The 23,125-nt window shown below is 69.4% G+C and carries 25 protein-coding genes; 18 read left to right on the forward strand and 7 right to left on the reverse strand.

All coding sequences use genetic code 11. From position 1 onward, the window contains the following. Positions 1–14 precede the first annotated feature (14 nt). Positions 15–659, forward strand: coding sequence for a DNA-3-methyladenine glycosylase (locus tag C1932_RS18615; protein ID WP_108763162.1), 645 nt, complete (start codon positions 15–17; stop codon positions 657–659). 26 nt (positions 660–685) lie between these two features. On the opposite strand, the gene C1932_RS18620 is transcribed toward C1932_RS18615, so the two are convergent. Then, on the reverse strand, positions 686–1,591 hold the full coding sequence (locus tag C1932_RS18620) for a LysR family transcriptional regulator (protein ID WP_108763163.1): 906 nt from the start codon (positions 1,589–1,591) through the stop codon (positions 686–688). Between the two features lie 127 nt (positions 1,592–1,718). On the opposite strand from C1932_RS18620, the gene C1932_RS18625 reads away from it, so the two are divergent. Together C1932_RS18625 and C1932_RS18630 are read left to right on the forward strand one after the other, a co-directional pair. Continuing rightward, positions 1,719–2,468: an SDR family oxidoreductase gene (locus C1932_RS18625; RefSeq protein ID WP_108763164.1), complete on the forward strand. Its 750-nt coding sequence runs from the start codon at positions 1,719–1,721 to the stop codon at positions 2,466–2,468. Between the two features lie 141 nt (positions 2,469–2,609). Then, positions 2,610–3,170 (forward strand): hypothetical protein, encoded by a 561-nt coding sequence (locus tag C1932_RS18630; RefSeq protein ID WP_108763165.1) that lies wholly within the window; start codon positions 2,610–2,612, stop codon positions 3,168–3,170. A 33-nt stretch (positions 3,171–3,203) separates the two neighbouring features. Here the strand turns inward: C1932_RS18630 and C1932_RS18635 are convergent, their stop codons facing one another. From C1932_RS18635 to C1932_RS18650, 4 genes are read right to left on the reverse strand one after another with little or no spacing between them, the layout of a single operon-like run. After that, positions 3,204–3,512 (reverse strand): hypothetical protein, encoded by a 309-nt coding sequence (locus C1932_RS18635; RefSeq protein ID WP_108763166.1) that lies wholly within the window; start codon positions 3,510–3,512, stop codon positions 3,204–3,206. 7 nt (positions 3,513–3,519) lie between these two features. Further along, positions 3,520–3,954 carry a hypothetical protein gene (locus tag C1932_RS18640; RefSeq protein ID WP_159094567.1) on the reverse strand — a complete coding sequence of 145 codons (435 nt, stop codon included), beginning with the start codon at positions 3,952–3,954 and terminating at the stop codon, positions 3,520–3,522. Between the two features lie 16 nt (positions 3,955–3,970). Next, positions 3,971–4,516 carry a CbrC family protein gene (locus C1932_RS18645; protein ID WP_108763168.1) on the reverse strand — a complete coding sequence of 182 codons (546 nt, stop codon included), beginning with the start codon at positions 4,514–4,516 and terminating at the stop codon, positions 3,971–3,973. A gap of 54 nt (positions 4,517–4,570) precedes the next feature. After that, positions 4,571–4,879 carry a hypothetical protein gene (locus C1932_RS18650; RefSeq protein WP_108763169.1) on the reverse strand — a complete coding sequence of 103 codons (309 nt, stop codon included), beginning with the start codon at positions 4,877–4,879 and terminating at the stop codon, positions 4,571–4,573. Between the two features lie 158 nt (positions 4,880–5,037). Between C1932_RS18650 and bioB the strand changes: the two genes are divergently transcribed. The 5 genes from bioB to bioC all read left to right on the forward strand — a co-directional run bounded on the left by bioB (position 5,038) and on the right by bioC (position 9,878). Continuing rightward, positions 5,038–6,069 (forward strand): biotin synthase BioB, encoded by a 1,032-nt coding sequence (gene bioB / locus C1932_RS18655; protein ID WP_108763170.1) that lies wholly within the window; start codon positions 5,038–5,040, stop codon positions 6,067–6,069. Between the two features lie 67 nt (positions 6,070–6,136). Continuing rightward, positions 6,137–7,375 carry an 8-amino-7-oxononanoate synthase gene (gene bioF, locus C1932_RS18660; RefSeq protein ID WP_108751231.1) on the forward strand — a complete coding sequence of 413 codons (1,239 nt, stop codon included), beginning with the start codon at positions 6,137–6,139 and terminating at the stop codon, positions 7,373–7,375. A 17-nt stretch (positions 7,376–7,392) separates the two neighbouring features. Continuing rightward, the gene (bioH, locus tag C1932_RS18665; RefSeq protein WP_108763171.1) at positions 7,393–8,172 is read left to right on the forward strand and encodes a pimeloyl-ACP methyl ester esterase BioH; all 780 of its coding nucleotides are present in this window, start codon (positions 7,393–7,395) and stop codon (positions 8,170–8,172) included. A 29-nt stretch (positions 8,173–8,201) separates the two neighbouring features. Further along, the gene (locus tag C1932_RS18670) at positions 8,202–8,981 is read left to right on the forward strand and encodes an SDR family oxidoreductase (RefSeq protein WP_108763172.1); all 780 of its coding nucleotides are present in this window, start codon (positions 8,202–8,204) and stop codon (positions 8,979–8,981) included. Between the two features lie 12 nt (positions 8,982–8,993). Further along, positions 8,994–9,878 (forward strand): malonyl-ACP O-methyltransferase BioC, encoded by an 885-nt coding sequence (gene bioC / locus C1932_RS18675; RefSeq protein ID WP_108751234.1) that lies wholly within the window; start codon positions 8,994–8,996, stop codon positions 9,876–9,878. A gap of 90 nt (positions 9,879–9,968) precedes the next feature. Here the strand turns inward: bioC and C1932_RS18680 are convergent, their stop codons facing one another. Together C1932_RS18680 and C1932_RS18685 are read right to left on the reverse strand one after the other, a co-directional pair. Then, complete coding sequence (locus C1932_RS18680) at positions 9,969–10,613, reverse strand: YdcF family protein (protein WP_164275080.1); 645 nt, start codon at positions 10,611–10,613, stop codon at positions 9,969–9,971. After that, positions 10,598–11,560 carry a pyridoxal-phosphate dependent enzyme gene (locus C1932_RS18685; RefSeq protein WP_108763173.1) on the reverse strand — a complete coding sequence of 321 codons (963 nt, stop codon included), beginning with the start codon at positions 11,558–11,560 and terminating at the stop codon, positions 10,598–10,600. The genes C1932_RS18680 and C1932_RS18685 overlap by 16 nt, the downstream gene beginning before the upstream one ends. A 158-nt stretch (positions 11,561–11,718) precedes the next feature. Here C1932_RS18685 and C1932_RS18690 point away from each other — a divergent pair, with 158 nt between their 5' ends. The 10 genes from C1932_RS18690 (at position 11,719) to C1932_RS18735 (ending at position 23,112) form a co-directional block, all read left to right on the forward strand. Then, positions 11,719–12,210 carry a hypothetical protein gene (locus C1932_RS18690; RefSeq protein WP_108763174.1) on the forward strand — a complete coding sequence of 164 codons (492 nt, stop codon included), beginning with the start codon at positions 11,719–11,721 and terminating at the stop codon, positions 12,208–12,210. A gap of 522 nt (positions 12,211–12,732) precedes the next feature. Further along, positions 12,733–14,622 carry a tRNA uridine-5-carboxymethylaminomethyl(34) synthesis enzyme MnmG gene (gene mnmG / locus C1932_RS18695; RefSeq protein WP_108763175.1) on the forward strand — a complete coding sequence of 630 codons (1,890 nt, stop codon included), beginning with the start codon at positions 12,733–12,735 and terminating at the stop codon, positions 14,620–14,622. A gap of 135 nt (positions 14,623–14,757) precedes the next feature. Then, positions 14,758–15,576, forward strand: a complete 819-nt coding sequence (locus tag C1932_RS18700; protein WP_108763176.1) for a nucleotidyltransferase domain-containing protein — start codon at positions 14,758–14,760, stop codon at positions 15,574–15,576. A gap of 127 nt (positions 15,577–15,703) precedes the next feature. Further along, on the forward strand, positions 15,704–16,234 hold the full coding sequence (locus C1932_RS18705) for a gamma carbonic anhydrase family protein (protein ID WP_108763177.1): 531 nt from the start codon (positions 15,704–15,706) through the stop codon (positions 16,232–16,234). A gap of 125 nt (positions 16,235–16,359) precedes the next feature. Continuing rightward, the gene (locus C1932_RS18710; RefSeq protein WP_108757471.1) at positions 16,360–17,049 is read left to right on the forward strand and encodes an RDD family protein; all 690 of its coding nucleotides are present in this window, start codon (positions 16,360–16,362) and stop codon (positions 17,047–17,049) included. Continuing rightward, positions 17,046–18,038, forward strand: coding sequence for a stage II sporulation protein M (locus C1932_RS18715; RefSeq protein WP_108763178.1), 993 nt, complete (start codon positions 17,046–17,048; stop codon positions 18,036–18,038). The genes C1932_RS18710 and C1932_RS18715 overlap by 4 nt, the downstream gene beginning before the upstream one ends. Then, entirely contained in the window at positions 18,028–19,635 is a 1,608-nt protein-coding gene (locus C1932_RS18720; RefSeq protein WP_108763492.1) for a DUF4129 domain-containing protein, read from the forward strand. Before C1932_RS18715 ends, C1932_RS18720 begins: the two co-directional genes overlap by 11 nt. Then, positions 19,632–20,834 (forward strand): DUF4350 domain-containing protein, encoded by a 1,203-nt coding sequence (locus C1932_RS18725; protein WP_108763179.1) that lies wholly within the window; start codon positions 19,632–19,634, stop codon positions 20,832–20,834. The genes C1932_RS18720 and C1932_RS18725 overlap by 4 nt, the downstream gene beginning before the upstream one ends. Beyond that, positions 20,831–21,817 carry a MoxR family ATPase gene (locus C1932_RS18730; protein ID WP_108751245.1) on the forward strand — a complete coding sequence of 329 codons (987 nt, stop codon included), beginning with the start codon at positions 20,831–20,833 and terminating at the stop codon, positions 21,815–21,817. The genes C1932_RS18725 and C1932_RS18730 overlap by 4 nt, the downstream gene beginning before the upstream one ends. Further along, positions 21,814–23,112 carry a DUF58 domain-containing protein gene (locus tag C1932_RS18735; protein WP_108763180.1) on the forward strand — a complete coding sequence of 433 codons (1,299 nt, stop codon included), beginning with the start codon at positions 21,814–21,816 and terminating at the stop codon, positions 23,110–23,112. The genes C1932_RS18730 and C1932_RS18735 overlap by 4 nt, the downstream gene beginning before the upstream one ends. Positions 23,113–23,125: the final 13 nt, after the last annotated feature.

Genomic DNA, 23,125 nt, shown 5'->3' on the forward strand with positions numbered 1-23,125 from the left:
GCAATCGCAGTCCAATGCCAGCACCAGTACAAAAGCCGGGCACAACCCTCCATTGGCTTCCCGCCCAATGGAGCGTGCTACCACGCGATTTCTACCGCCGCCATCCCACCGTGGTTGCGCCGCAGTTGTTGAACAAGCTGATCGTGCGTGACGACGGGCGCGCCGCGCGCATCGTGGAAGTCGAAGCCTATGCCGGCAGCGAAGATCCGGCCGCACACTCGTATCGCGGGCAGACCGCGCGCAACGCCACGATGTTCGGCGAGGCCGGTCATCTCTATGTCTACTTCACCTATGGCATGCACTGGGGCAGCAACGTGGTGTGTGGGGAAGTCGGCGAAGGCGTCGGCGTACTGCTGAGGGCGGCCGAACCCGTGGCCGGTGTGGCGGCCATGCAGGTGGCGCGGCCTGCTGCCAGGCGCGAGCGCGATCTTGCCAGCGGGCCCGGCAAGCTTTCCCAGGCCTTCGGCATTACCCGCGATCTGGATGGTGCGGACCTGGTCGGTGCCGACCGCGGCATCGTCATCGCCTCCGACGGCACGCCACCGCCGGCATCGCCCGTGGTGGGACCGCGCATCGGCATCAGCCGCGCCGTGGACTTCCCGTGGCGCTGGCATGTTCCCGACCACCCCCACGTGTCCGTGCGGCCGCGACGCAGCTGACGCTGCGCTGCCGGTATGGCGGGTCGCTAGACCCCCAGCAACGGCGGCATCACCTCCACCAGCCAATCGATGAACACCCGCAGCCGCGGGCTGACATGGCGGTTATCGGGGTACACCACATGGAACGGGTACGACGCCGGCCTCCACGGCTGCAGCACCTCCACCAGCGCCTTGCTTTGCAACGCGGCGGCTGCGGCATAACCGAAGGTCTGCACCAGGCCCAGGCCTGCCACCGCGGCGGCCAGATGGCCATTGCTTTCGTTGATGCCCAGGCGGTGCTCGGCCTTGATCTCGAAGGCACCGTCGGGGCCACGGAACCGGAACGGCACGGCGCGCCCGTTCGACGGCAGCAGATAGCTGATCAAGCGGTGGCCATTGCGCAGTTCTTCCGGATACGCCGGCACCCCATGCGCCTTCAGATAGGCCGGGCTGGCGCAGGTGATCAGGCGCGCGTCGCCCAGATGGCGTGCGACCAGCGATGAGTCATCCAGCGCGCCACCGCGGATCACACAATCCACGTTTTCGCCGATCAGGTTCACCGTGCGGTCGGACACGCCAAGCTCGATGCGGATGTCCGGGTAGCGCGCCATGAACGCCGGCAGCAGCGGAATCAGCACGTCACGCGCGGTGGAACCGCCAATGTCCACGCGCAGCATGCCGCGTGGCGTTCCGCGCGCCGCACTGAACGAGGCATCGACATCCTGCAGGTCGCGCAGCAGGCGGCCGGCCTTCTCGTAGTACGTCTGGCCTTCGGCGGTCACCGCCACCCGGCGCGTGGTCCGCTGCAGCAGCCGCACGCCCAGGTGCGCCTCCAGTTCGCGCACCAGTTTGCTCAGCGAGGTGGTGGGCATATCCAGCGAATCGGCGGCGCGGGTGAAGCTGCCGGTCTCGACCACGCGGGCGAAGGCATGGATGGCGTTGAGCTGGTTCATGCGCCCGATTATGCACACATATGCACAGTCATTGTCATTGCGCATTATTTATCGCACAACCTTGGCCGCCCATCATTCTCCCACCCGCTGCCACCTCCCTCCCCGGCAGCCCTTACAGGAGAACACCATGAACACTGATTTCAACGGCAAGATCGCCCTGGTCACCGGCGGCACCACCGGCATCGGCCTGGCCACCGCCCAGCACCTGGCCCGCCTGGGCGCAACGGTCTACATCACCGGCCGCCGCCAGCCGGAACTGGATGCGGCCGTGGCCAGCATCGGTGCGCAGGCCACCGGCATCCGTGCCGACGCCTCGCAGCCGAGCGACCTGGACGCGGTCTACGCGCAGATTGCCCGCCAGGCCGGTCGCCTGGACATCCTGTTCGCCAATGCCGGCGGCGGTGACATGCTGCCGCTGGGGGCAATCACCGAAGAACACTTCGACCGCATCTTCGCCACCAACGTGCGCGGCGTGCTGTTCACCGTGCAGAAGGCGCTGCCGCTGCTGGTCGATGGCGCCTCGATCGTGCTGACCGGTTCGACCGTGTCGATCCAGGGCACCGCCAGCTTCAGCGTGTACAGCGCCAGCAAGGCGGCAGTGCGCAACTTCGCCCGCTCGTGGTCGCTGGACCTGAAGGACCGCAGGATCCGCGTGAACGTGGTCAGCCCGGGCCCGATCCGCACCCCTGGCCTGGGCGACCTGGTGCCCGATGAAGCCCGCCAGGGTCTGTTCGACCACCTGGCCGCGCAGGTGCCGCTGGCGCGGCTGGGCGAACCGCAGGAGGTGGCCAACGCCGTGGCCTTCCTGTCTTCGGATGCGGCCAGCTTCATCAACGGTGTCGAGTTGTTCGTGGATGGTGGCATGGCCCAGGTGTAAGCGGGCAATCTGCTGCACGCGCCCTACCTAGGTATGGCGCCGCTGCCCGCATGGATGCACGCCACCATGCCAACAGGTGGCTGCCCTGCGCGCAGCGACTACCGATAGTGGTCACACACCCCACCACTGCGGAGCCCGCACATGTCCGACATCATCATCAGCGACAAGCAGCTGTCTTCCTCGGCCTACAGCGCCATCATCAACCTGCCGATCGAACAGGTGGACATCGCCGAGTGGCTGTTCAACCTGCCCGAAGCCGAGTACCAGCGCTGCTGCCCGCCGGACCATATTTCCGCTGGCAGCACCACCACCGACGATGGCACGCGCATGTCCATCAACGTGGAAATGATCGGCAAGACGCTGATGGTGCAGCACTACGTGGCCGAGGTGGCCACGCCCAGCCTGTGCCGCATGGTGTCCACGTCCGATGCCTTCACCCCGAACGGGCGCAGCCGCGTGCAGGTGATCTGGACGCTGAGCGTGAAGAAGATCGACGAAAACACTTGCGAGTACACCAACACCGTGGTCGCCCACCCCACCCAGGAATTCCTGGATTTCATCGCCGAACATGGCACCCCGTTCGAAGAAGCGGCCGAAGCACGCCAGCGCGACGGCGGCAATCACAATGGCCGCGAAACCCCGCTGTTCGCCGCCAGCATTGAGCGCCGCGCGCGCGCCCGCCAGCAGGCAAAGGCAGCCTGACGCCACTGCGCTGCACGCCGGGGCTGTAGTGGCTTACAGCCCCAGGCGGTGCAGCAGGTGGGTCAGCTCAAGCTGATCGCAGCCGCGCTCGGCCAGCACGCCGTGTGCATCGGGCCGTCCGGTCTCAAAGCCCTCTTCCACGTCTTCGTAGTACAGCCAGCCCGCAGGTGTGTGGGCCACCACCCACACCTGCTCCACGGCACCCAGGCGATGCACGGGCACGTGATGGAAGGGCACGCGCAGTCTGGCGAAGGCCGCCTGCTGGGCGGGCGTGCAGCGGCCCAGCTGTGCGGCCACCAACGCTTCCAGCTCAGAGAAGGTGATGGGCTGCCATTCGTACATGTCAGGCTCAGTCCTTGTCCGGCGATTCGGCCATCGTCCTGGCAGCCGCACGCAGGTTCTCGTTGCTGGCCTGGAACACCTGCACCAAGCGGTCGCAGTCATCCTTGTCAGCGCCGCAGCGCACCTGCATGTCGACACGGACTTCGCCCTGCTGCTCGCGCAGTTGCCGGCGGACGATGGACGGGTGCCAGCCATTGCCCGGCAGGGTGACCGACCAGAACACCTGGCCCTGCAGGTGGTGCAGCACCACCCAGTCGTTGTCCTGGCGCTCGCGCACCTGCGGCAGCGCACGCAGGGCAGTCAAGGCCGCGTCGGGCGTGGCGTAGGGAATGTCGGTGGTCGCCGCTTGCTGCGCCCCGCCCTGCAGCGGAAGCAGGCAGGCCAGCGCGCTTGCCACCGCAATGGCACATCTGGAAACACGAGCGTATCGGCGTGCCTGCATGTAGGCGTGGCTCCTGTCAGTCGCAGTCCTGGTAACCGCCCAGTTCGCCGCAATGCCGGCAGCGGAACAGGTAGGCCGTGGGTGATCCGTCCTTGTCCAGCGCCACCAGGAAGTGCTGCCACTGCGGGCCATCGTCCAGTCCGGTGCTGTCCTGGATCGCGGCCAGCGCGGCCGGGCCCTGCGCTTCCAGTTCGGCGCGACCGGCGCGGCCGATGAACTGGGCGGCATCGCCGCAGTGTGTCCACCACTGCTCCTGCTGCCAGCCATTGAAGCCCGGCGTGCGCTGCGCCACTTCATCGATGATCGCTTCGTCCACCGCGTCCCATTCACCGCCACCGCCTACGCCTTCTTCATCGGTGAAGGTGGCGCCAAGCTGCGCATGCGCCGAACCATCGGCGATGCACCAGGGACAGATCGCCTGTTCGTATTCGTCTTCGGCGTAGACCGGCCCGGCATAGACGTAGCCACGCACCTGCCCGCAGCAGACGCACGCGGTATCGGCGGCGATCACGCTGCCGGTGGCCAGCGGGTCGGGGTGGTAGGCGAAGTGCGGCAGGTCCATGGCAGGTCCGTTGCTGGGCGGGCCAGTGTAGCGGCGCGGTCGTGCCTGCGGCCGCTACGTGCCGGCAAGCGGCGCATCGCGTTCGGCAGCACCTTCCTCGGCAGGCAGGCAACCGTTGATGGCCAGCAGGCGAACCAGCACGTAATGGCCGAATGCCTGCAGTTCCTCGTTCGACAGCGCCGACGGATCGAGCTGCCCCGCCGGGTAGTCCTTGAAGGTCACCAGCACGTGGTGCTTCCAGTGCCCAGGCGGATCGGTCTGGCGCAGATCATCCAGCACCACGCGCAGGCCGCCGTCCGGCAGCTCGGCCAGGCTGCAGAGCACCGCATCGCGGCGGATCGGGTAGGTCTGGGAACTGTCCATGGCAGATGCTCGCGACTCCCTATGCAGCCATGAACTTACACCGCGGCGGCGGCTTGCTGCACTTCCGTCTGTAAACCTAGAAATAAAACCTGACGTTGACAGCCTTCACCGACCCACCCACACTGCCGCCCTCGCCCCCCCCCTTCCAAGGTCCCGCCATGGCCTACGCCATCCGCCACGACTGGCAGCACGACGAACTGCAGGCGCTGTTCGACCTGCCCCTGCCGGAACTGCTGTTCCGCGCGGCCAGCGTGCATCGCGCGCATTTCGATCCGGCGCAGGTGCAGGTGTCTACCCTGCTGTCGGTGAAGACCGGCGGCTGCCCGGAAGACTGCGCGTACTGCCCGCAGGCGCAGCGCTACAACACCGGGGTGAACGCGCAGAAGCTGATGGACACCGAGGCGGTGCTGGCCAAGGCGCGCCAGGCCAGGGCCGCCGGTGCATCGCGCTTCTGCATGGGCGCCGCATGGCGTTCGCCGAAGGACCGCGATATTCCGAAGGTGGCCGCGATGATTGCCGGGGTGAAGGCGCTCGGCCTGGAAACCTGCGCCACCCTGGGCATGCTCAGCGGCGAACAGGCACGTGCCCTGAAGGATGCCGGCCTGGACTACTACAACCACAATCTGGACACCGCACCGGATTATTACGATTCGATCATCCACACCCGCCAGTACCAGGACCGCCTGGATACCCTGGGCCACGTGCGCGATGCGGGACTGAAAACCTGCTGTGGCGGCATCGTCGGCATGGGCGAGACGCGCGCGCAGCGCATCGGCCTGCTGCTGGCGCTCGCCACCTTGCCGGCCCACCCCGATTCGGTACCGATCAACCAGTTGGTGCAGGTGCCCGGTACACCGCTGCATGGCAGCGCCGAACTGGACCCGTTCGAGTTCGTGCGCATGATTGCCGTGGCCCGCATCGTCATGCCGCGTTCGATGGTGCGGCTGTCGGCCGGCCGCGAAGCCATGAGCGATGAACTGCAGGCGCTGTGCTTCCTGGCTGGCGCCAACTCGATCTTCTACGGGGAAAAACTGCTGACCACCGGCAACCCGGAAAGCGAACGCGACCTGGCCCTGTTCGCGCGCCTGGGCCTGCAGCCGATGCCGGTGCAGGTGGACGCCGCGGGCCACGACCACGGCGGCACCGTGCACGCCGATATCGCCGCCTGTGCCCCTGCCGGCGCCGCGTGATGCGGGGCACAAGCGGCCGCCGCGGCAACGCGCTACCCTAGCCGCCCCGTCGTCGCCCGTAGCCACCATGGCCCGCCCCGACCTGTCCGCCCGCCTTCAAGCCCAGCGCGCGTTGCGCGATGCCCAAGGCCGTCGCCGCCCCCGGCGCACGGTGTCGCGCCGCGATGGCGTGCGCCTGGAAGTTGACGGGCGCTGGCTGACCGGCTTCTGCAGCAACGATTACCTGGGCCTGGCCCAGCAGTTCAGCGTGGTCAACGCCCTGCAGGACGCCGCCGCACGCGAAGGCGCCGGTGCCGGTGCCTCGCACCTGGTCTGCGGCCACCACGCGCTGCACGACGCACTGGAACGCGAAGTGGCCGACTGGCTGGGTTACCCGCGCGCCCTGCTGTTCGGCAGTGGCTTCGCCGCCAACCTGGCCGTGCAGCAGGCGCTGCTGAGCGAAGAGAACGATGTCTGCGTGCAGGACAAGTTGAACCACGCCAGCCTGCTCGATGCCACCCGGCTGGCCGGCGCACGCCTGCGCCGCTACCCGCATCTGGACCCGGAAGGCGCCATGCGCCAGCTCAAGCACGCGCCCGATGGCGCGGCCATGCTGGCCACCGATGGTGTCTTCAGCATGGATGGCGATATCGCGCCGCTGCGTGCGCTGTCCCTGGTGGCGCGCCTGCAGCAGGCGCTGTTCTACGTGGACGATGCGCACGGCGTGGGCGTGCTGGGCGACGGCCGTGGTGCCGTGGCCAGCGCCGGGCTGGGCGTGGACGATGTGCCGTTGCAGTTGGTTACCCTGGGCAAAGCGCTGGGCGGTGCCGGCGCGCTGGTGCTGGGCCGCGACGACCTGATTGAACACCTGGCCGAAACCGCGCGCCCCTACATCTACACCACGGCGCTGCCGCCGGCCCTGGCCGCCGCCGCGCTGGAAGCGGTGCGCCTGGCCCGTCGCGACCACTGGCGGCGTGAGCGCCTGACCGATCTGATTGCCCTGTTCCGCGGCGAAGCACGTCGCCACGGGCTGGATGTAATGGCCTCGGAAACGCCGATCCAGCCGCTGCTGTGCGGCGACGACCACACCGCCGTGGCGATGTCGCAGGCGCTGGAACAGGCCGGCTGGCTGGTCGGTGCCATCCGCCCGCCCACCGTGCCCGAAGGCAAGGCGCGGCTGCGCGTCACCTTGTCGGCGCTGCATACGCCCGAACAGGTGCGCGGCCTGGTGGACGCCATTGCCAGCGCGCGCGACCAGGTCGGCCGCGCCGCCCTCGCCCCCGATCCGCTGCCGCCGTCGCTGCCGTTCGACCGCGCCATCGCCTGAAACACGCAGGGCCCCGCATGCATATCGATGTCACCGGCCGCGGGCCGGGCCTGGTGCTGATCCATGGCTGGGCCCTGCAGGGCGGCGTGTTCGCGCCGCTGGTGGAACGCCTGGCCCAGCACTTCACCCTGCACGTGGTGGACCTGCCCGGCCACGGCCACAGCCGCGACGACGCCACACCGCTGCGCCTGCCCTACGTGGTGAACGCGATTGCCGCGGCCACCCCGCCGGCGGTGTGGTGCGGCTGGTCGCTGGGCGGGCTGTTCGCACTGCACGCCGCAGCGACGCTGCCCAAGGTGCGCGGGCTGGCGATGATCGCGGCCACCCCGCGCTTCGTACGCGGCGACGACTGGCCACATGCCGTGGAACCGGCGGTGTTCGAGCAGTTCGGGCGCGACCTGGCGACCGATTTCGCCGGCACCCTTGAGCGCTTCCTGGCCCTGGACGTGATGGGCTCGGCGCACGCCCGCGAGGAACTGCGCACCCTGCGCCAGCGCCTGGTGGAACGTGGCGCGCCGACCGAGCGCGCCCTGCTGGAAGGCCTGCGCCTGCTGGAAAGCACCGACCTGCGCGGCGCCCTGCCGGCGCTGGGCAGACCCAGCCTGTGGATCGCCGGCCAGCGCGACCGCCTGGTGTCACCGGCCGCCATGCAGGCCGCCGCGGCACTCGCGCCGGGTGCGCAGGCACTGACCATCGCCCACGGCGGCCATGCGCCGTTCCTGGGCCACGCCGATCAGGTGGCCGCTGCCCTGCAACACTTCGTTGCCGGCCTGTCACCGGCCGATGGCAGACAATGAGCGCCTTCCGAACGATGCAGGACTGACGCATGGATCTGGGTATTTCCGGCCGCTGGGCACTGGTATGTGGCGCAAGCAAGGGGCTGGGCCTGGGCTGCGCGCGTGCGCTGGTGGCCGAGGGCGTGAACGTGGTGATCGTGGCCCGTGGCGAAACCGCCCTGCAGACCGCCGCCCACGAACTGCGCGCCCTGCCCGGTGCCGGCGAAGTGCGCGCGGTGGCTGCCGATGTGACCACCGACGCCGGCCGTGCCCAGGCGCTGGCCGCCTGCCCGCAGGTGGACATCCTGGTGACCAACGCCGGTGGCCCGCCGCCCGGCGATTTCCGCACGTTTGAACGCGACGACTGGATCGCCGCGCTGGACGCCAACATGCTGGCGCCGATCGCGCTGATCCGCGCCACGGTGGACGCGATGATCGCGCGCGGCTTCGGCCGCATCGTCAACATCACCTCTTCATCGGTGAAGGCGCCGATCGACACCCTGGCGTTGTCCAACGGCGCGCGCAGTGGCCTGACCGGCTTCGTCGCTGGCCTGGCCCGGCGCACGGTCGGCCACAACGTCACCCTCAACAACCTGCTGCCCGGCCAGTTCGACACCGACCGCCTGCGCGCCAACTTCGCCCATGCAGCGGGCCAGGACGGCGACGCGCAGGCCGTGGCCGAGCGCCGCCGCCAGCAGATCCCCGCCGGCCGCTTCGGCACGCCGGACGAATTCGGCGCCGCCTGCGCCTTCCTGTGCAGCGCACAGGCCGGTTACCTCACCGGGCAGAACCTGCTGATCGACGGCGGCGCCTACCCCGGTACGTTCTAAGAGACTTCTGCAATGCCGTCCCACTTCGATGCCCGCCACGTCCGCCGCGCCTTCGGCCGCGCCGCCAGCAGTTACGACGCCGCCGCTGCCCTGCAGCGCGAAGTGCAGTCGCGGCTGATCGAATCGCTGGATTACCTGGAAGCACGCACGCCGGCGGTGGTGCTGGACATTGGTTCGGGCACCGGCCACGCCAGCGCGCTGATGAAGAAGCGCTGGCCGAAGGCGCAGGTGATCGCGTTGGACGTGGCCTTGCCGATGCTGGGCCAGGCCAAGCGCCAGGCCGGCTGGTGGAAGCCGTTCCAGCGCCTGTGCGGTGATGCCGCCGCGCTGCCGCTGGCCGACAACAGCGTCGATGTGATCTTCAGCAACCTGTGCCTGCAGTGGCTGGACGACCTGCCGGCGGTGTTTGCCGGTTTCCGCCGCGTGCTCAAGCCGGGTGGCCTGCTGCTGTGTTCCACCTTTGGCCCGGAAACGCTGATCGAGCTCAACGAAGCGTTCGCCGCCGCCGATGACCGCCCGCATGTCAGCCGCTTCGCGCAGATCGCCCAGTTCGGCGATGCACTGATGATGGCCGGCTTCCGCGACCCGGTGCTGGACCGCGATCTGTTCACCCTGACCTACGACGACCTGCCCGCGCTGATGCGCGAGCTGCGCGCAATGGGCGCGACCAACGCCCGCGTGGACCGTCGCCATACCCTGACCGGACGCGGCCGCTTCGCCGCCGCCGCCGCGGCCTACGAACCCCTGCGCCGCGCCGATGGCAAGCTGCCCAGCAGCTGGGAAGTGATCTACGCCCACGCCTGGGCACCGGACCCCGGCGCACCGATCCGCGAGGGCGGCCACGACATTGCATCGGTACCCGTGTCGGCCATCCCGATCCGCCGCAAGCAGCCCTGATCCAAAGGCGCCGCCGGGCATGGCCCGGCGCTACCGGGCGCGCAGTCTGGGTAGCGCCGGGCCATGTCCGGCGAGCGAAGCGGCAACAGCTCAGGTATTACCCGGCGAACTCAACGGCGGGCGCACCAGGTCGCGGTGGAAGAAGTAGATTTCCTGCAACAGGAAACGCCAGCTGGTATGGAAGCTGCGGAAGCGCGTACTGGGCGTGGACGAGGCCAGCGCTTCAATCCCCATCGCCTGGCTCAGGCGCAGCGCGCGGGCCATGTGCAGCGGGTCGCTGACAATGATGACCCGCTGCAGGTGCCGCTGCTCCATCAGCCGCTTGGCTTCCACCAGGTTCTGCACGGTATTGCGCGAGGCGGTTTCAATCAGGATCGCGTCATCGGGCACGCCATGCTTCAGTGCATAACGGCGCGCCACCTGTGATTCGGAAAAGCGCGCGCCGCTGCCACCATAGCCACCGGTGAAGATCAGCAAGGGCGCATAGCCGGCCTGGTACAGATCCAGGCCATGGCGGATGCGCTCTTCGAACACCGGCGACGGCTTGGCGTCGTAGGCGGCCGCGCCCAGCACGATGATCGCGTCCGCCTTGGCCGCCTGGTCGCGCTCGCCCACCCAGACAATCCACGCGGTCACGCCCAGCAACCACACCACCACCAGCACGAACAGCCGCCACAGCCAGCCCAGCAGGCCGGTGCGGGCACGGTGCCGGCCGCGGCTCACGCCGCCTCCCAGCGCAGTGCCGGCAGGTCCACGTTGCCACCGGACAGCACCAGGCCCACGCGCAGGCCGGCAAACCGCTGCGGCTGCGCCAGCACCGCGGCCAGCACCGTAGCCGAGGACGGTTCGACCACCTGCTTCAGCACCTCCCACAGCAGGCGCATGGCGGACAGCGTGGCGGCATCATCCACCACGATCACCTCGGCGCCGGCGGCCTGCAGCAGGGCGAAGTTGGGCACCCCGACCAGGGTGCGCAGGCCGTCGCAGAACGTGTCCGGGGTGAACGGCCCCTGCCGGGTGCCGGCGGCCAGCGAGCGCGCGGTGTCGTCGGCCCCGGCCGGTTCGGCCAGCACCAGGCGGGTGTGCGGGCTGGCGTGCTGCAGGGCCAGCGCGGTGCCGCAGGCCAGGCCACCGCCGCCCACCGGCACCACCAGCACATCGAAGGGGCCATCGCTGTGCAGCAGTTCCAGCGCCGCGGTGCCCTGCCCGGCCATCACGGCTGGGTCGGCATACGGGTGCACCAGGGTCGCGCCGGTATCGGCCTGCACCTGCGCGCAGGTGGCCTCGCGGTCGGCAATGGTGGGCGGGCAGCGCCACAGCGTGGCGCCATGGCGGGCGATGTTGGCCAGCTTGGCCGCCACCGCGCCCTCGGGCACCACCACGTGGCAGGGAATGCCGCGGGTGCGCGCCGCCAGCGCCAGCGCGGCACCGTGGTTGCCCGACGAATGGGTCACCACGCCCGCCGCCGCCCGATCTTCCGGCAGCGACCACACCGCGTTGCATGCCCCACGGAACTTGAACGCGCCGCCGCGCTGCAGGTGCTCGGCCTTGAACGCCAACGACGCCCCGGCCAGCGCATCCAGCGCGTGCGAACGCAGCACCGGGGTCACATGGGCATGCGGCGCAATGCGCGCTGCGGCGGCCAGCACATCGGCGGGGGTAGGCAACAGTGAATCGCTCATGACGCAAGGTTAACGTAAGCCCCCGCGCTGGCGGCGATGCCGGCTGCCGTGCCAGCATGCAGCCCTTCACCGCCATTCATTCTGGCCGGCGGGATTAAGGGCCGATTCAACGCGCGCGCCCGAAGCTGGCACTACACCCGTCCTTGGGGGGACTCCACATGAAACTGCGCCTGTTGCTTGCCGGTGGCCTGATGTTGGCCCTGACCGGCTGCGCTACCTACGATTACGTTGGCGGTGGCCGCGGTGGCGGCTACTACCACGGTGCGCCCTCGACGGAGTACCGCTACCCCTACGGCTATCCCTACGATTCGGGCTACCCGTACTACGGCGGCTATGGCTATTACGGCTATGGCAATCCGTACTATTCGCGGCCGATCTACCGCCCGCCGCCGCACAACCATCGCCCGCCGCCGCGCCCGGGCAATGGCGGTGAGAACCGTCCGCCGCGGCCGCCCCGCGAGAACAACGGCGGCTCGCCCTGGCGCAACCTGGATTCGATGCAGCGCCCGCCGCAGGCGGTCCAGCGTCCGGCACCAGCAGCCCGCCCGGCGCGTCCGGCCGGTCCGCCGCCGCGTCCCGCCGCGCCCAGGATGAACGGTTCCCCATGGCGCAATCTCGATCGTGGGACGCAGCGCACAGTTGAGCCCTGAACCATCTTGCATTTCCCCCGGTTCAAGCCTCACTCTACGCAGGTGGTGACGGCCCGCGTCACAATGTGACAAAAACGTTAGGGCCGTGACCAAACGCTCTACGTCGATATCCGACAGGAACATCTGGATCCCCCCTGTTCCGGCCCTGTCGGATGTCGGCACCTCTGCAAGACAAACGGCCCCGCACTGCGGGGCCGTTCGTTTTGATGCTGCCAGTAGATCCACGCCATGCGTGGATAGCGCCATCTGCGGCCGGGAAAAAAACGGGGCCGGCAGTCCCCCGACCACCGGCCCCCTGCTTCCCCATCGTGCGCCTGTACCGGCCCCTGTTCCAATCCGGTCACCAACGCCATGAGCGCCAGCCACGATGGGTGCTATCGGGTTATCTGCAACTTTCCTGCCAACTTTAGGGTTGATTTCACTCCAGCCTGCTGGCGCCCCCGTCGCCCCCGGCCGATTGGCGCTAAAATCGCCACCCTGGCCGCCCCCGGCGCGCCCGCTCCCTTTGCTGACCTGCCCCCTATGAACCCGTCCTTCCATCGTTACGATGTCATCGTCATTGGCGGCGGCCACGCCGGCACCGAGGCCGCGCTGGCCGCGGCCCGTACCGGCGTGCGCACCCTGCTGCTGACCCACAACATCGAAACGGTGGGCGCGATGAGCTGCAACCCGGCCATCGGCGGCATCGGCAAAGGCCACCTGGTGAAGGAGATCGATGCGCTGGGCGGGGCCATGGCCCACGCGGCCGACCGCGCCGGCATCCAGTGGCGCACGCTGAACGCCTCCAAGGGCCCGGCCGTGCGCGCCACCCGCTGCCAGGCCGACCGCAACCTGTACCGCATGGCGATCCGCGCCATTGTGGAAGGCCAGGCCAACCTGACCGTGTTCCAGGCCGCCGTGGATGACCTGGTCATCGAAGGCGATGCCGTGCGCGGGGTGATCACCCAGACCGGCCTGCGCTTCGACGCCGAAGCCGTGGTGCTGACCGCCGGCACCTTCCTGGCTGGCAAGATCCACGTGGGCCCCACCCAGTACGCCGCCGGTCGCATGGGCGACCCGCCGGCCACCACCCTGGCCGCGCGCCTGCGCGAACGCCCGTTCCAGGTGGACCGCCTGAAGACCGGCACGCCGCCGCGCATCGATGGCCGTTCACTGGATTACAGCGTGATGGACGAACAGCCCGGCGACACGCCGCGGCCGGTCATGTCCTTCCTTGGTTCGGTGGATGAGCACCCGCAGCAGGTCAGCTGCTGGATCACCCACACCACCGAACAGACCCACCAGATCATCCGCGACGCGCTGCACCGCTCGCCGCTGTACAGCGGCCAGATCGAAGGCATCGGCCCGCGCTACTGCCCGTCCATCGAAGACAAGGTGGTGCGCTTTGCCGAAAAGGCCAGCCACCAGATCTTCGTGGAACCCGAAGGGCTGGGCATCGTCGAGATCTACCCCAACGGCATTTCCACCTCGCTGCCGTTCGACGTGCAGCTGGAGATGGTGCGCAGCATCGTCGGCTTCCAGAACGCGCACATCACCCGCCCCGGTTATGCCATCGAATACGACTTCTTCGACCCGCGCGGCTTGAAGGCCTCGCTGGAAACCAAGCTGGTGAACGGCCTGTTCTTCGCCGGCCAGATCAACGGCACCACCGGGTATGAAGAAGCTGCCGCGCAGGGTCTGCTGGCCGGTCTGAACGCCGCGCGCCAGGTGCGCGGGCTGGGCGGCTGGTGCCCGCGCCGCGACGAGGCCTACCTGGGCGTGCTGGTGGATGACCTGATCACCCACGGCACCAACGAGCCGTACCGCATGTTCACCAGCCGCGCCGAATACCGCCTGCAGCTGCGCGAAGACAACGCCGACCAGCGGCTTACCCCGGTCGGCCGCGAGATGGGTCTGGTCGACGACCGCCGCTGGAGTGCGTTTGAAACCAAGCAGGCCGCCGTCACTGCCGAGCGCGCGCGACTGGGCGCGCTGTGGGCCACCCCGGCCAACGCGCTGGGCCGCGAGGTGCAGGAAACGCTGGGCGTGGCCGTCAGCCGCGAAACCAACGTACTGGACCTGATCAAGCGCCCGGAGCTGGACTACGCGCAGTTGATGCAGGTGCCGTCGCTGGGCCCGGCCGTGGCCGATGGCAAGGTGGCCGAACAGGTGGAGATCGGCGTGAAGTACGCCGGCTACCTGGACCGGCAGCGCGAGGAGATCGAGCGCCAGCAGCGGCATGAAGCCACGCCGATCGCCCAGGATTTCGACTATGCGATCGTGCGCGGCCTGTCGGCCGAAGCGCTGCAGAAGCTCGAACGCGTGCGTCCGCAGACCATCGGCCAGGCCCAGCGCATTCCGGGCATGACCCCGGCAGCGATCTCGCTGCTGCTGGTGCATCTGGAACGCGCCCGCCGCGGCCGCGTGGCGTAATCCCCCCTGCCTGCGTGTCGACCAAGGTCGACACCTACCGGAACAGGTTGGTAGGTGTCGACCTTGGTCGACACGCATGCATGCGCCACGCGTGCGTTACAGTCGAGCAAGCTCGACTCTACGAATCTGCTCTGCATGGACGACATCCACCCCATCGCGCCGGACAAGCGCGCCGCCATCCTTTCCACCCTGGCCGACATCGAGCGCACGCATGGCGTGCGCGTGCTGCTGGCCTGCGAATCGGGCAGCCGTGGCTGGGGCTTCTCGTCGCCGGACAGCGACTACGATGCGCGCTTCATCTACGTGCACCGCCAGCCGTGGTACCTGAGCGTCAATGAAGCCACCGGCCCCGATGAGGCGCATCGCGATGTGATCGAGCTGCCCATCGACGACGAGCTGGACGTGAGCGGCTGGGACCTGCGCAAGGCATTGCGGCTGGTGTCCAAGTCCAACCCGACCCTGATCGAATGGCTGCGCTCGCCGATCATCTACCAGCAGGATGCCGCTGCCGTGGCCCAGCTGTGGCAGGCCGCCGAACGCTTCTACTCGCCGCTGGGCACCTGGTGGCACTACTTCAACATGGCCCGTTCCAACCATCGCGGCTACCTGCGTGGCGACACGGTGCGCACCAAGAAGTACCTGTACGTACTGCGCCCGCTGCTGGCCTGCCAATGGATCGAACACGAGCAGACGCCGCCGCCGATGGCCTTCGAGGACCTGCTGGACCGGCTGCTGCCGCACGGCCCGGTGCGTGAGGCCATCGATGCGCTGCTGGTGGTCAAGCGCGCCAGCGCCGAAGTCGCCGCCGGGCCGCGCATCGCCGCCATCAGTGATTACATCGATACGGAACTGGCTGCGCGCGCCGAAGGCCCACGACTGCCCGCAGGGCATGGGGATGCGGCGTGGCTGGACGATATGTTCCGGCAGATGTTGGCCGCGCACGCGCCGGCATAGGCGGTAGCGCCGGGCCATGCCCGGCGAGCGCAGCGGCGCGCGAACATCCGCCGGGCATGGCCCGGCGCTACCGATGCAGCGGCGCGCGTATCATCGTCGCGAATGCCCCCGAATGCTGGAGACACCGATGAACCCGCTGCGCCCTTTCCGCGACAAGATGCCCGTACTCGGCGAACGCGTGTACATCGATCCGGCATGCACCCTCATCGGTGATGTGGAACTGGCCGACGACGTGTCGATCTGGCCGGGCACGGTGATCCGTGGTGACGTGAATTACGTGCGCATTGGCGCGCGCACCAACGTGCAGGACGGCACCATCATCCACGTCAGCCACCACAGCCCCTACAACAAGGCCGGCTACCCCACCCTGATCGGCGAAGGCGTGACCGTCGGCCACGGCTGCATCATCCATGCCTGCAGCATTGGCGACTACAGCCTGATCGGCATGGGCGCCTGCATCCTGGACGGCGCGCAGATCGCCCGCCACGCCTTCGTCGGCGCCGGCGCGGTGGTCGGCCCGGGCAAGGTGGTGGGCGAAGGCGAACTGTGGGTGGGCAACCCGGCGCGGCCGGCACGCACGCTCAGCGACAAGGAAATCGAATCGCTGCACTACTCGGCCGACCACTACGTGCGGTTGAAGGACGAATACCTGGGTTGAGCCTCTCGCCGGCCACCACGCTCTGCTAAAGTCGGGGCCCGACCAGGAACCGTCGAGACCCCGCCCATGCCCGTGGCAGCACGCCGGAGAGGACTCCAGCGCCCACACCTGCGACCGTCGCCCTGATGGCCGCGCCCATGCTCGATACCTACCGCGAGGTGGTCACGCCCGAAGGCGTGCTGCTGCAGTTGCCGGCCGCCGGGCCGATGCCGCGTGCGCTGGCCTGGCTGATCGACCTGGGCATCCGCGTGGGCACCGGCTTCGTGCTGGCCATTCCGCTGGCGCTGCTGGAAGAGTTCGGCCGCGGCATCTATCTGGCCATCATGTTCCTGCTGATGTGGGCCTACCCCATCGTCTGCGAAGCGCTGTGGGGCCGCACCCCCGGCAAGCGTGCGCTGGGCCTGCGCGTGGTGATGCGCGATGGCGCGCCGCTGGGCTGGGCCGGCGCGGTCACCCGCAACCTGCTGCGCACCGTGGACATGCTGCCCTTCGCCTACGCGCTGGGCCTGGTCAGCTGCCTGTTCGATCCGCATGGGCGGCGCCTGGGCGATCTGGTGGCCGGCACCGTGGTGGTGCACGCGCCGCCGTTCTACCTGCCGCCGCCGGTCACCATCGACAGCGTGCTGGCCCCGGCGCAGCCGCTGCGGCCGGAAGAACAGACCGCCGTGATGGCCTTCGCCGAGCGCGCGCCACGGCTGTCGCCGGCACGCCAGCAGGAACTGGCCGGCTTGGCCCAGCCGCTTACCGGCGCCAACGGCCAGGTGGGTGTGCTGCGCCTGTACGCCATGGCCAACTGGCTGCTGGGCCGTCGATGAAACAGGAACAGTTCGTCGCCCGCCACCAGCAGGAATGGCATGCACTGGAACAGTGGCTGCAGCAGCGCGCAGGTCTGCTGCGCCGGCGCCGCGCTGCCGTGGGCAGTGCAGACCCCGGCGATACCGCCTTCGCCCAGCGCTACCGGCGGCTGTGCCAGCAACTGGCCCTGGCCCGCGAGCGCGGCTACAGCCCGCAGCTGGTGCAGCGCCTGCAAGGCCTGATGCAGCAGGGCCACGACGTGCTGTACCGCACGCCGCCCACGCGCTGGCGGCGTGCGCTGGAATTCCTGGTGGCCGATTTCCCGCTGCTGGTGCGCAGCCAGGCGCGCAGCATGTGGGCGGCGCTGGCCATGTTCGCGGTGCCGGCCATCGCCTGCTTCGTGCTGGTGCAGTGGCACCCGGACAGCGTGTACCTGCTGATGGACAACGCGCAGATTGCCAGCATGGAACGCATGTACGACCCCTCGGCCGACCGCCTGGGCCGCGACAGCGGTACCGACTGGATGATGTTCGGCTACTACATCCTGAACAACATCGGCATTGCCTTGCGCACCTTCGCCAGCGGCCTGCTGGCCGGGCTGGGTACGCTGCTGGTGCTGCTGTTCAACGGGGTCACCATCGGTGCGGTGGCCGGCCACCTGCAGCAGATCGGCCACGGCGATCCGTTCTGGCGCTTCGTGGTCGGGCATGCCGCCTTCGAACTGACCGCCATCGTGATTGCGGGCGGTGCGGGCCTGCAGTTGGGCATGCGCCTGCTCGCACCGGGCCGGCAGCGCCGCGTGGACGCGCTGGTGGAAGGCGGTCGCATCGGCGCACGCCTGTGCCTGGGCGTGGCCTTCATGCTGCTGCTGGCCGCCTTCGTGGAGGCCTTCTGGTCGTCCATCGCCGATATTCCGGCCTGGCTGAAGTTCAGCGTGGCCGGCCTGCTATGGGCCGGCGTGCTGCTGTGGCTGTGGCGCGGTGGGCGTGGGGGCAGTCGTGCGGATTGAACATCTGAACGTCGCGCTGCGCGCCCGCAGCAGCTGGGAGGCGATGGAACTGGGGATGGCCCTGGCCCGCCGCCACGCACGCAGCGTGTGGGGCAGCTGGCTGCTGGCCAGCGCACCGCTGTTCGTACTGTTCAATGCGCTGGCCTGGTGGCTGGATGCGTTCGGCTGGGCCTGGCTGCTGATGTGGTGGTGCAAACCGCTGTTCGAGCGCGCGCCGTTGTACGTGCTCTCGCGCGGCATCTTCGGCGAACAGGTGGCGCCACGTGCGGCGCTGCGTGCGCAGCGGCACTGGGGCAACAGCGGCTTCTGGGGTTACCTGGGCTGGCGCCGCTTCAGTGGGCTGCGCAGCCTGTGCCTGCCGGTGAACCTGCTGGAGGGCAATGCACCGGAACAGCGCGGGCCACGGCGGCGCGCAGTGGTGTCCGGCGCGGGCGGCGCGGCCCTGATCCTGTGCTGCCTGTGCCTGGGCTTCGAACTGGTGCTGGTGCTGGGTGCGATCGCCTCGGCGTTCCTGTTCATTCCGCTGGATCTGCTGCCCGACTCGTGGCGTGCGGCGTGGGAGATGCTGCGCGTGGCGCCACCGCCGTGGGCGCTGCTGGTGTTCAACCTGCTGTGCTGGCTGGCGTCGGCGCTGATCGGCCCGCTGTACGTCGGCGCCGGCTTCGGGCTGTATCTGAACCGGCGCACGGAAATGGAAGCCTGGGACGTGGAAATGGCCCTGCGCCGGCTGCGGGAGCGCCTGCTGCCGGCCGCGTCGTCGCTGGTCCTGCTGCTGTGCCTGGCGTTGCCGCTGGCACCGGCCCACGCGCAGGACAGCGATGCCCGCCCGGCCACGGCCGCGACGGAGCAGAGCGACAAGCCCACCCGCAAGCGCCCCAGCGCCGCGCAGGATCCGGCCAACACCCCGGCGGTGATCTTCGGCGATGCGCCGGTGGACACCGCCGGCTTCCGCCAGGCGGTGAACCGCGCCTACGAAGATCCGCTGCAGCGGCCGCTGCGCGAGGTCAGCCAATGGCAGCCGATCGACCGCGACGACGCGGAAAAGAAGGAAAAGAAGGAACTGCAGCCGGACACCGACGCTGAGCGCGCGCGCAAGGCCCGCCAGGATGCGCGCCGCTGGGTGGCACGCGTGGCCGAGTGGGGCCTGTGGGGTGGGCTGGGATTGCTGGTGCTTGTGCTGCTGCTGACCGCGCGGCTGTGGCTGCCGTGGCTGCGCGGCAGCGGTCGGCGCAAGGGTGGAACGGCGCCGGCCGTCCGCGAAGACAGCATCCTGCTGCCTGACATCCTGCCGCCGGACGTGGCCACCCAGGCTGCACGGCTGTGGGACGAAGGCCGCCCGCGCCAGGCGCTGGCCCTGCTGTATCGCGCCAGCGTGGGCACCGTGGTGGACCGCAGCGGCGTGGTGCTGCCGCCTGGCGCCACCGAAGCGCAGTGCCTGCGCGCCTCGCGGCGCATGCCCGAAGCCAGCGACCGTGAGCTGTTCGCGCGCATCGTGCGCATGTGGCAGTTCGCCGCCTACGGCGGTCGCCTTCCCGCCCGCAGTGATTTCGACGCACTGTCGGCTGCGCTGCAGCAGCAGTTCCGGTGGCAGGCATGAAGCCGCGCCTGTTCTGGTCGCTGCTGCTCGGTGCGCTGATCGTACTCGGCGTGCCGCTGACGATCCTGTTCCTGCGCACCCACGAAAAGGTCAGCCAGACCCTGGTGCTGCCTCCGCAGGGCGAGGCCAGCTTCAACCCGCTGTACGTGCTGGGCCAGGCGCTGCGTGCCGACGGCCTGCAGGTACAGACCCGACAGCAGCTGCAGTTGCGCGACATGGCGCTGGCCCCGGGCGATACCCTGGTGCTGCTGCAGGACACGCGCGATCTGGCGCCGCATACCGCGCAGGCCCTGCTGGACTGGGTGGGCGAAGGTGGTCATCTGCTGCTGCGCACGCCACCACCGGCCACCGCCCGGCGCAAGGACACCACCAGCACCACACAAGGTCCGCTGCTGGACCGCATCGGCGTGGACAGCCTGTTCCACGACAGCCGATGCCAGCGCTTCCACGTGGCCGATGATCCCGACCACGTGGAGTTCTGCAAGGGTCGCCGCTTCTCGCTGGGCTTCCGCGCCGCCGCCACTGCCGAACGGCGCTGGGGCAACGACGGCGACCTGGTGTTCGCGCGCCTGCGCCACGGCAAGGGCCGCATCGATGTGCTGGCCGACATGGAATTCATGCGCGGCACCGGCGCCGGCACCAACACGGAACGGCGCGTGCTGAATGCCGGCGAGCGCCTGCGCGATGGCCTGCATGACCTGTCCCACCGCGACCTGACCCGCTACCTGCTGGACCCGAACTATGGCCGCGGCACGGTCTGGCTGGTCTACGGCAAGCGCCCGCCCACGCTGTTCGCACGCATCGTGCTGCAGGGCTGGCCGGTGTGGCTGCCGCTGCTGCTGGCGATCCTGGGCTGGCTGTGGGCGCGCTCGCAGCGCCTGGGCAGTGCGCAACCTTCGCCGGTGGTGGAACGCCGCTCGCTGCTGGAACACGTGCGCGCCAGCGGCGAACTGCTGCTGCGCTTCGGCCAGGGGCCACACCTGTACCGCGCGGTGCAGGCGCTGTTCCTGCACCGGCTGCGCCTGCGCGCGCCGGTGGCCGCCGCCCTGGACGGCAGCGCGCGCGACCATGCCATTGCCGAACTGCTGCACTGGCCTGTAACACTCGTGACCAGCGCGATGACCGTGCCTGCCGCCAACGATTCCTCCGCCCTGCGCGAGCGCATCCGCTTGCTGCTCCAGATGAGATCCCTGCTATGACCGATGCCCCTGAGCTTCCGTCCGCCGCTGCCGCCCGCCTGATTGAACGCGTCGATGCCATCCGCGAAGCGGTAGGCCGCGCCTTCATCGGCCAGAGCGATGTACTGGACCAGATCCTGGTGGCCCTGCTGGCCGGCGGCCATGTGCTGATCGAAGGCGTACCCGGGCTGGGCAAGACCCTGCTGGTGCGCGCCCTGGCACAGGCGCTGGAACTGGATTACGGGCGCGTGCAGTTCACCCCGGACCTGATGCCCAGCGATGTAAGCGGCCACGCGGTGTACGACCCGAAGAGCGAAAGCTTCCGGATCCGTCGCGGCCCGGTGTTCACCAACCTGCTGCTGGCCGACGAAATCAATCGTGCGCCGGCCAAGACCCAGTCGGCCCTGCTGGAAGTGATGCAGGAAGGCCAGGTCACCATCGAAGGCAAGGCGTTCACCCTGGCGCCGCCGTTCATGGCGCTGGCCACGCAGAACCCGCTGGAACAGGAAGGCACCTACCCGCTGCCGGAAGCACAGCTGGACCGTTTCCTGCTGAAGGTGCTGATCGACTACCCGCAGCTGGACGATGAGAAGCGCATGGTGGCGGCGATCACCCACGGCCGTGCCGCCAGCGATTTCGACCTGAGCCAGGTGCCGCGCGTCCTCGGCGCCGGCGAACTGCTGGCGCTGCAGCAGGCCACGGCGGCGATCACCGTGGACGATGAAGTGATTGATTACGCCGTGCGCATCGTCGCCGCCAGCCGGTCCTGGCCGGGTATCGCGGTCGGCGCCGGCCCGCGCGGCAGCATTGCCCTGGTGCGTGCCGCACGCGCGCAGGCGGTACTGGCCGGGCGCGATTTCGTCACCCCCGACGATGTGCGCGACATCGCACGCCCTGCCCTGCGCCATCGCATTGCGCTGGCACCGGAACTGCAGATTGAAGGCCAGGGCCCGGACGACGTACTGGGCGCCCTGCTGGCCAAGGTGGAAGCGCCGCGCCGATGAGGCCTGCGCCGCTGCTGCTGGCTGTGCTGCTGGCCTGGGCTGCGCTGGGCGGCACGGTGCTGGGCGGCCTGCTGCCGCGCTGGAGCTGGGCCGCGATGGGGCTGGCGGCTTTGCTGCTGGCCCTGCTGGATGCCTGGCGGGTGGCCCGGCAGCCGTCGCCGCAGGTGCAACGGCAGGTGCCCGAAGCGCTGGCCCTGGGCGTGCGCCGCCAGGTGGGCCTGCGCCTGCAGGCCGCGCGCGCGCAGTACGTGCAGGTGTTCGACCTGGCGCCCGGCGGCTGGCCCGTGGAAGACCTGCCGCAGCGGCTGCAGCTTCGCGCTGGGCATGCCAGCACCCTGCACTACCACGTGCAGCCGCCGCAGCGCGGGCGCTACCGCTTCGATGGCGTGCACCTGCGCCTGCGTTCACCGTGGCGGCTGTGGTGGCAGCAGCGCACGCTGCCGCCGGCGCTGGAGGTGCGGGTCTACCCGAACTTCGTGCCGCTCACCCGCTTCGCCCTGTTCAGTGCCGACCAGGCCTCGCGGCTGGTGGGCGCACACGTGAAGCGCCGCCGTGGCGAAGGCACCGACTTCCACCAGATGCGCGAGTACCGCACCGGCGACAGCCTGCGCCAGCTGGACTGGAAGGCCACCGCACGCGCGCGCAAGCTGATCTCGCGCGAGTACCAGGACGAGAAGAACCAGCAGCTGCTGCTGATGCTGGACAGTGGCCGGCGCATGCTGGCCAGCGAGGGCGGGCTTTCGCACTTCGACCATGCCTTGAATGCATCGCTGGTGGTGGCCTACCTGGCCCTGCGCCAGGGCGATGCGGTGGGCCTGTTCGCCGCTGGCGGCGAGCGCCGCTGGGTGGCACCGCAGCGTGGCATGGGCACGGTGCAGCACCTGCTGCGCGCCAGCTTCGACCTGCAGCCGCAGCCGGTGGCCACCGACTACCTGGCCGCCGCCACCGAGGTATCGCTGCGCCAGCAGCGGCGCGCACTGGTGATGCTGGTCAGCAACGTGCGCGATGAAGATATCGAAGACCTGCTGGCCGCCGTGCGCCTGCTGCAGCGCCGCCACCTGGTGTGCGTGGCCAGCCTGCGCGAACGCGAGCTGGAAGCGGTGCTGGACGGCGAAGTGAACACGCTGGAAGACGCCGCCCAGGCCGGGGCCACCGCGCTGTACCTGCAGCAGCGCGCGCAGGCCCACGACGCCCTGCGCGCCGAAAAAGTAATGGTGCTGGACGTCACCGCCGATGCCTTGCCCGCCGCCCTGGTGGAACGCTACCTGTCGGTGAAGCGCGAAGGCTTGCTGTGACCGCCACACCGCT

Source organism: Stenotrophomonas sp. YAU14D1_LEIMI4_1, from assembly GCF_003086815.1.
GTDB lineage: Bacteria > Pseudomonadota > Gammaproteobacteria > Xanthomonadales > Xanthomonadaceae > Stenotrophomonas.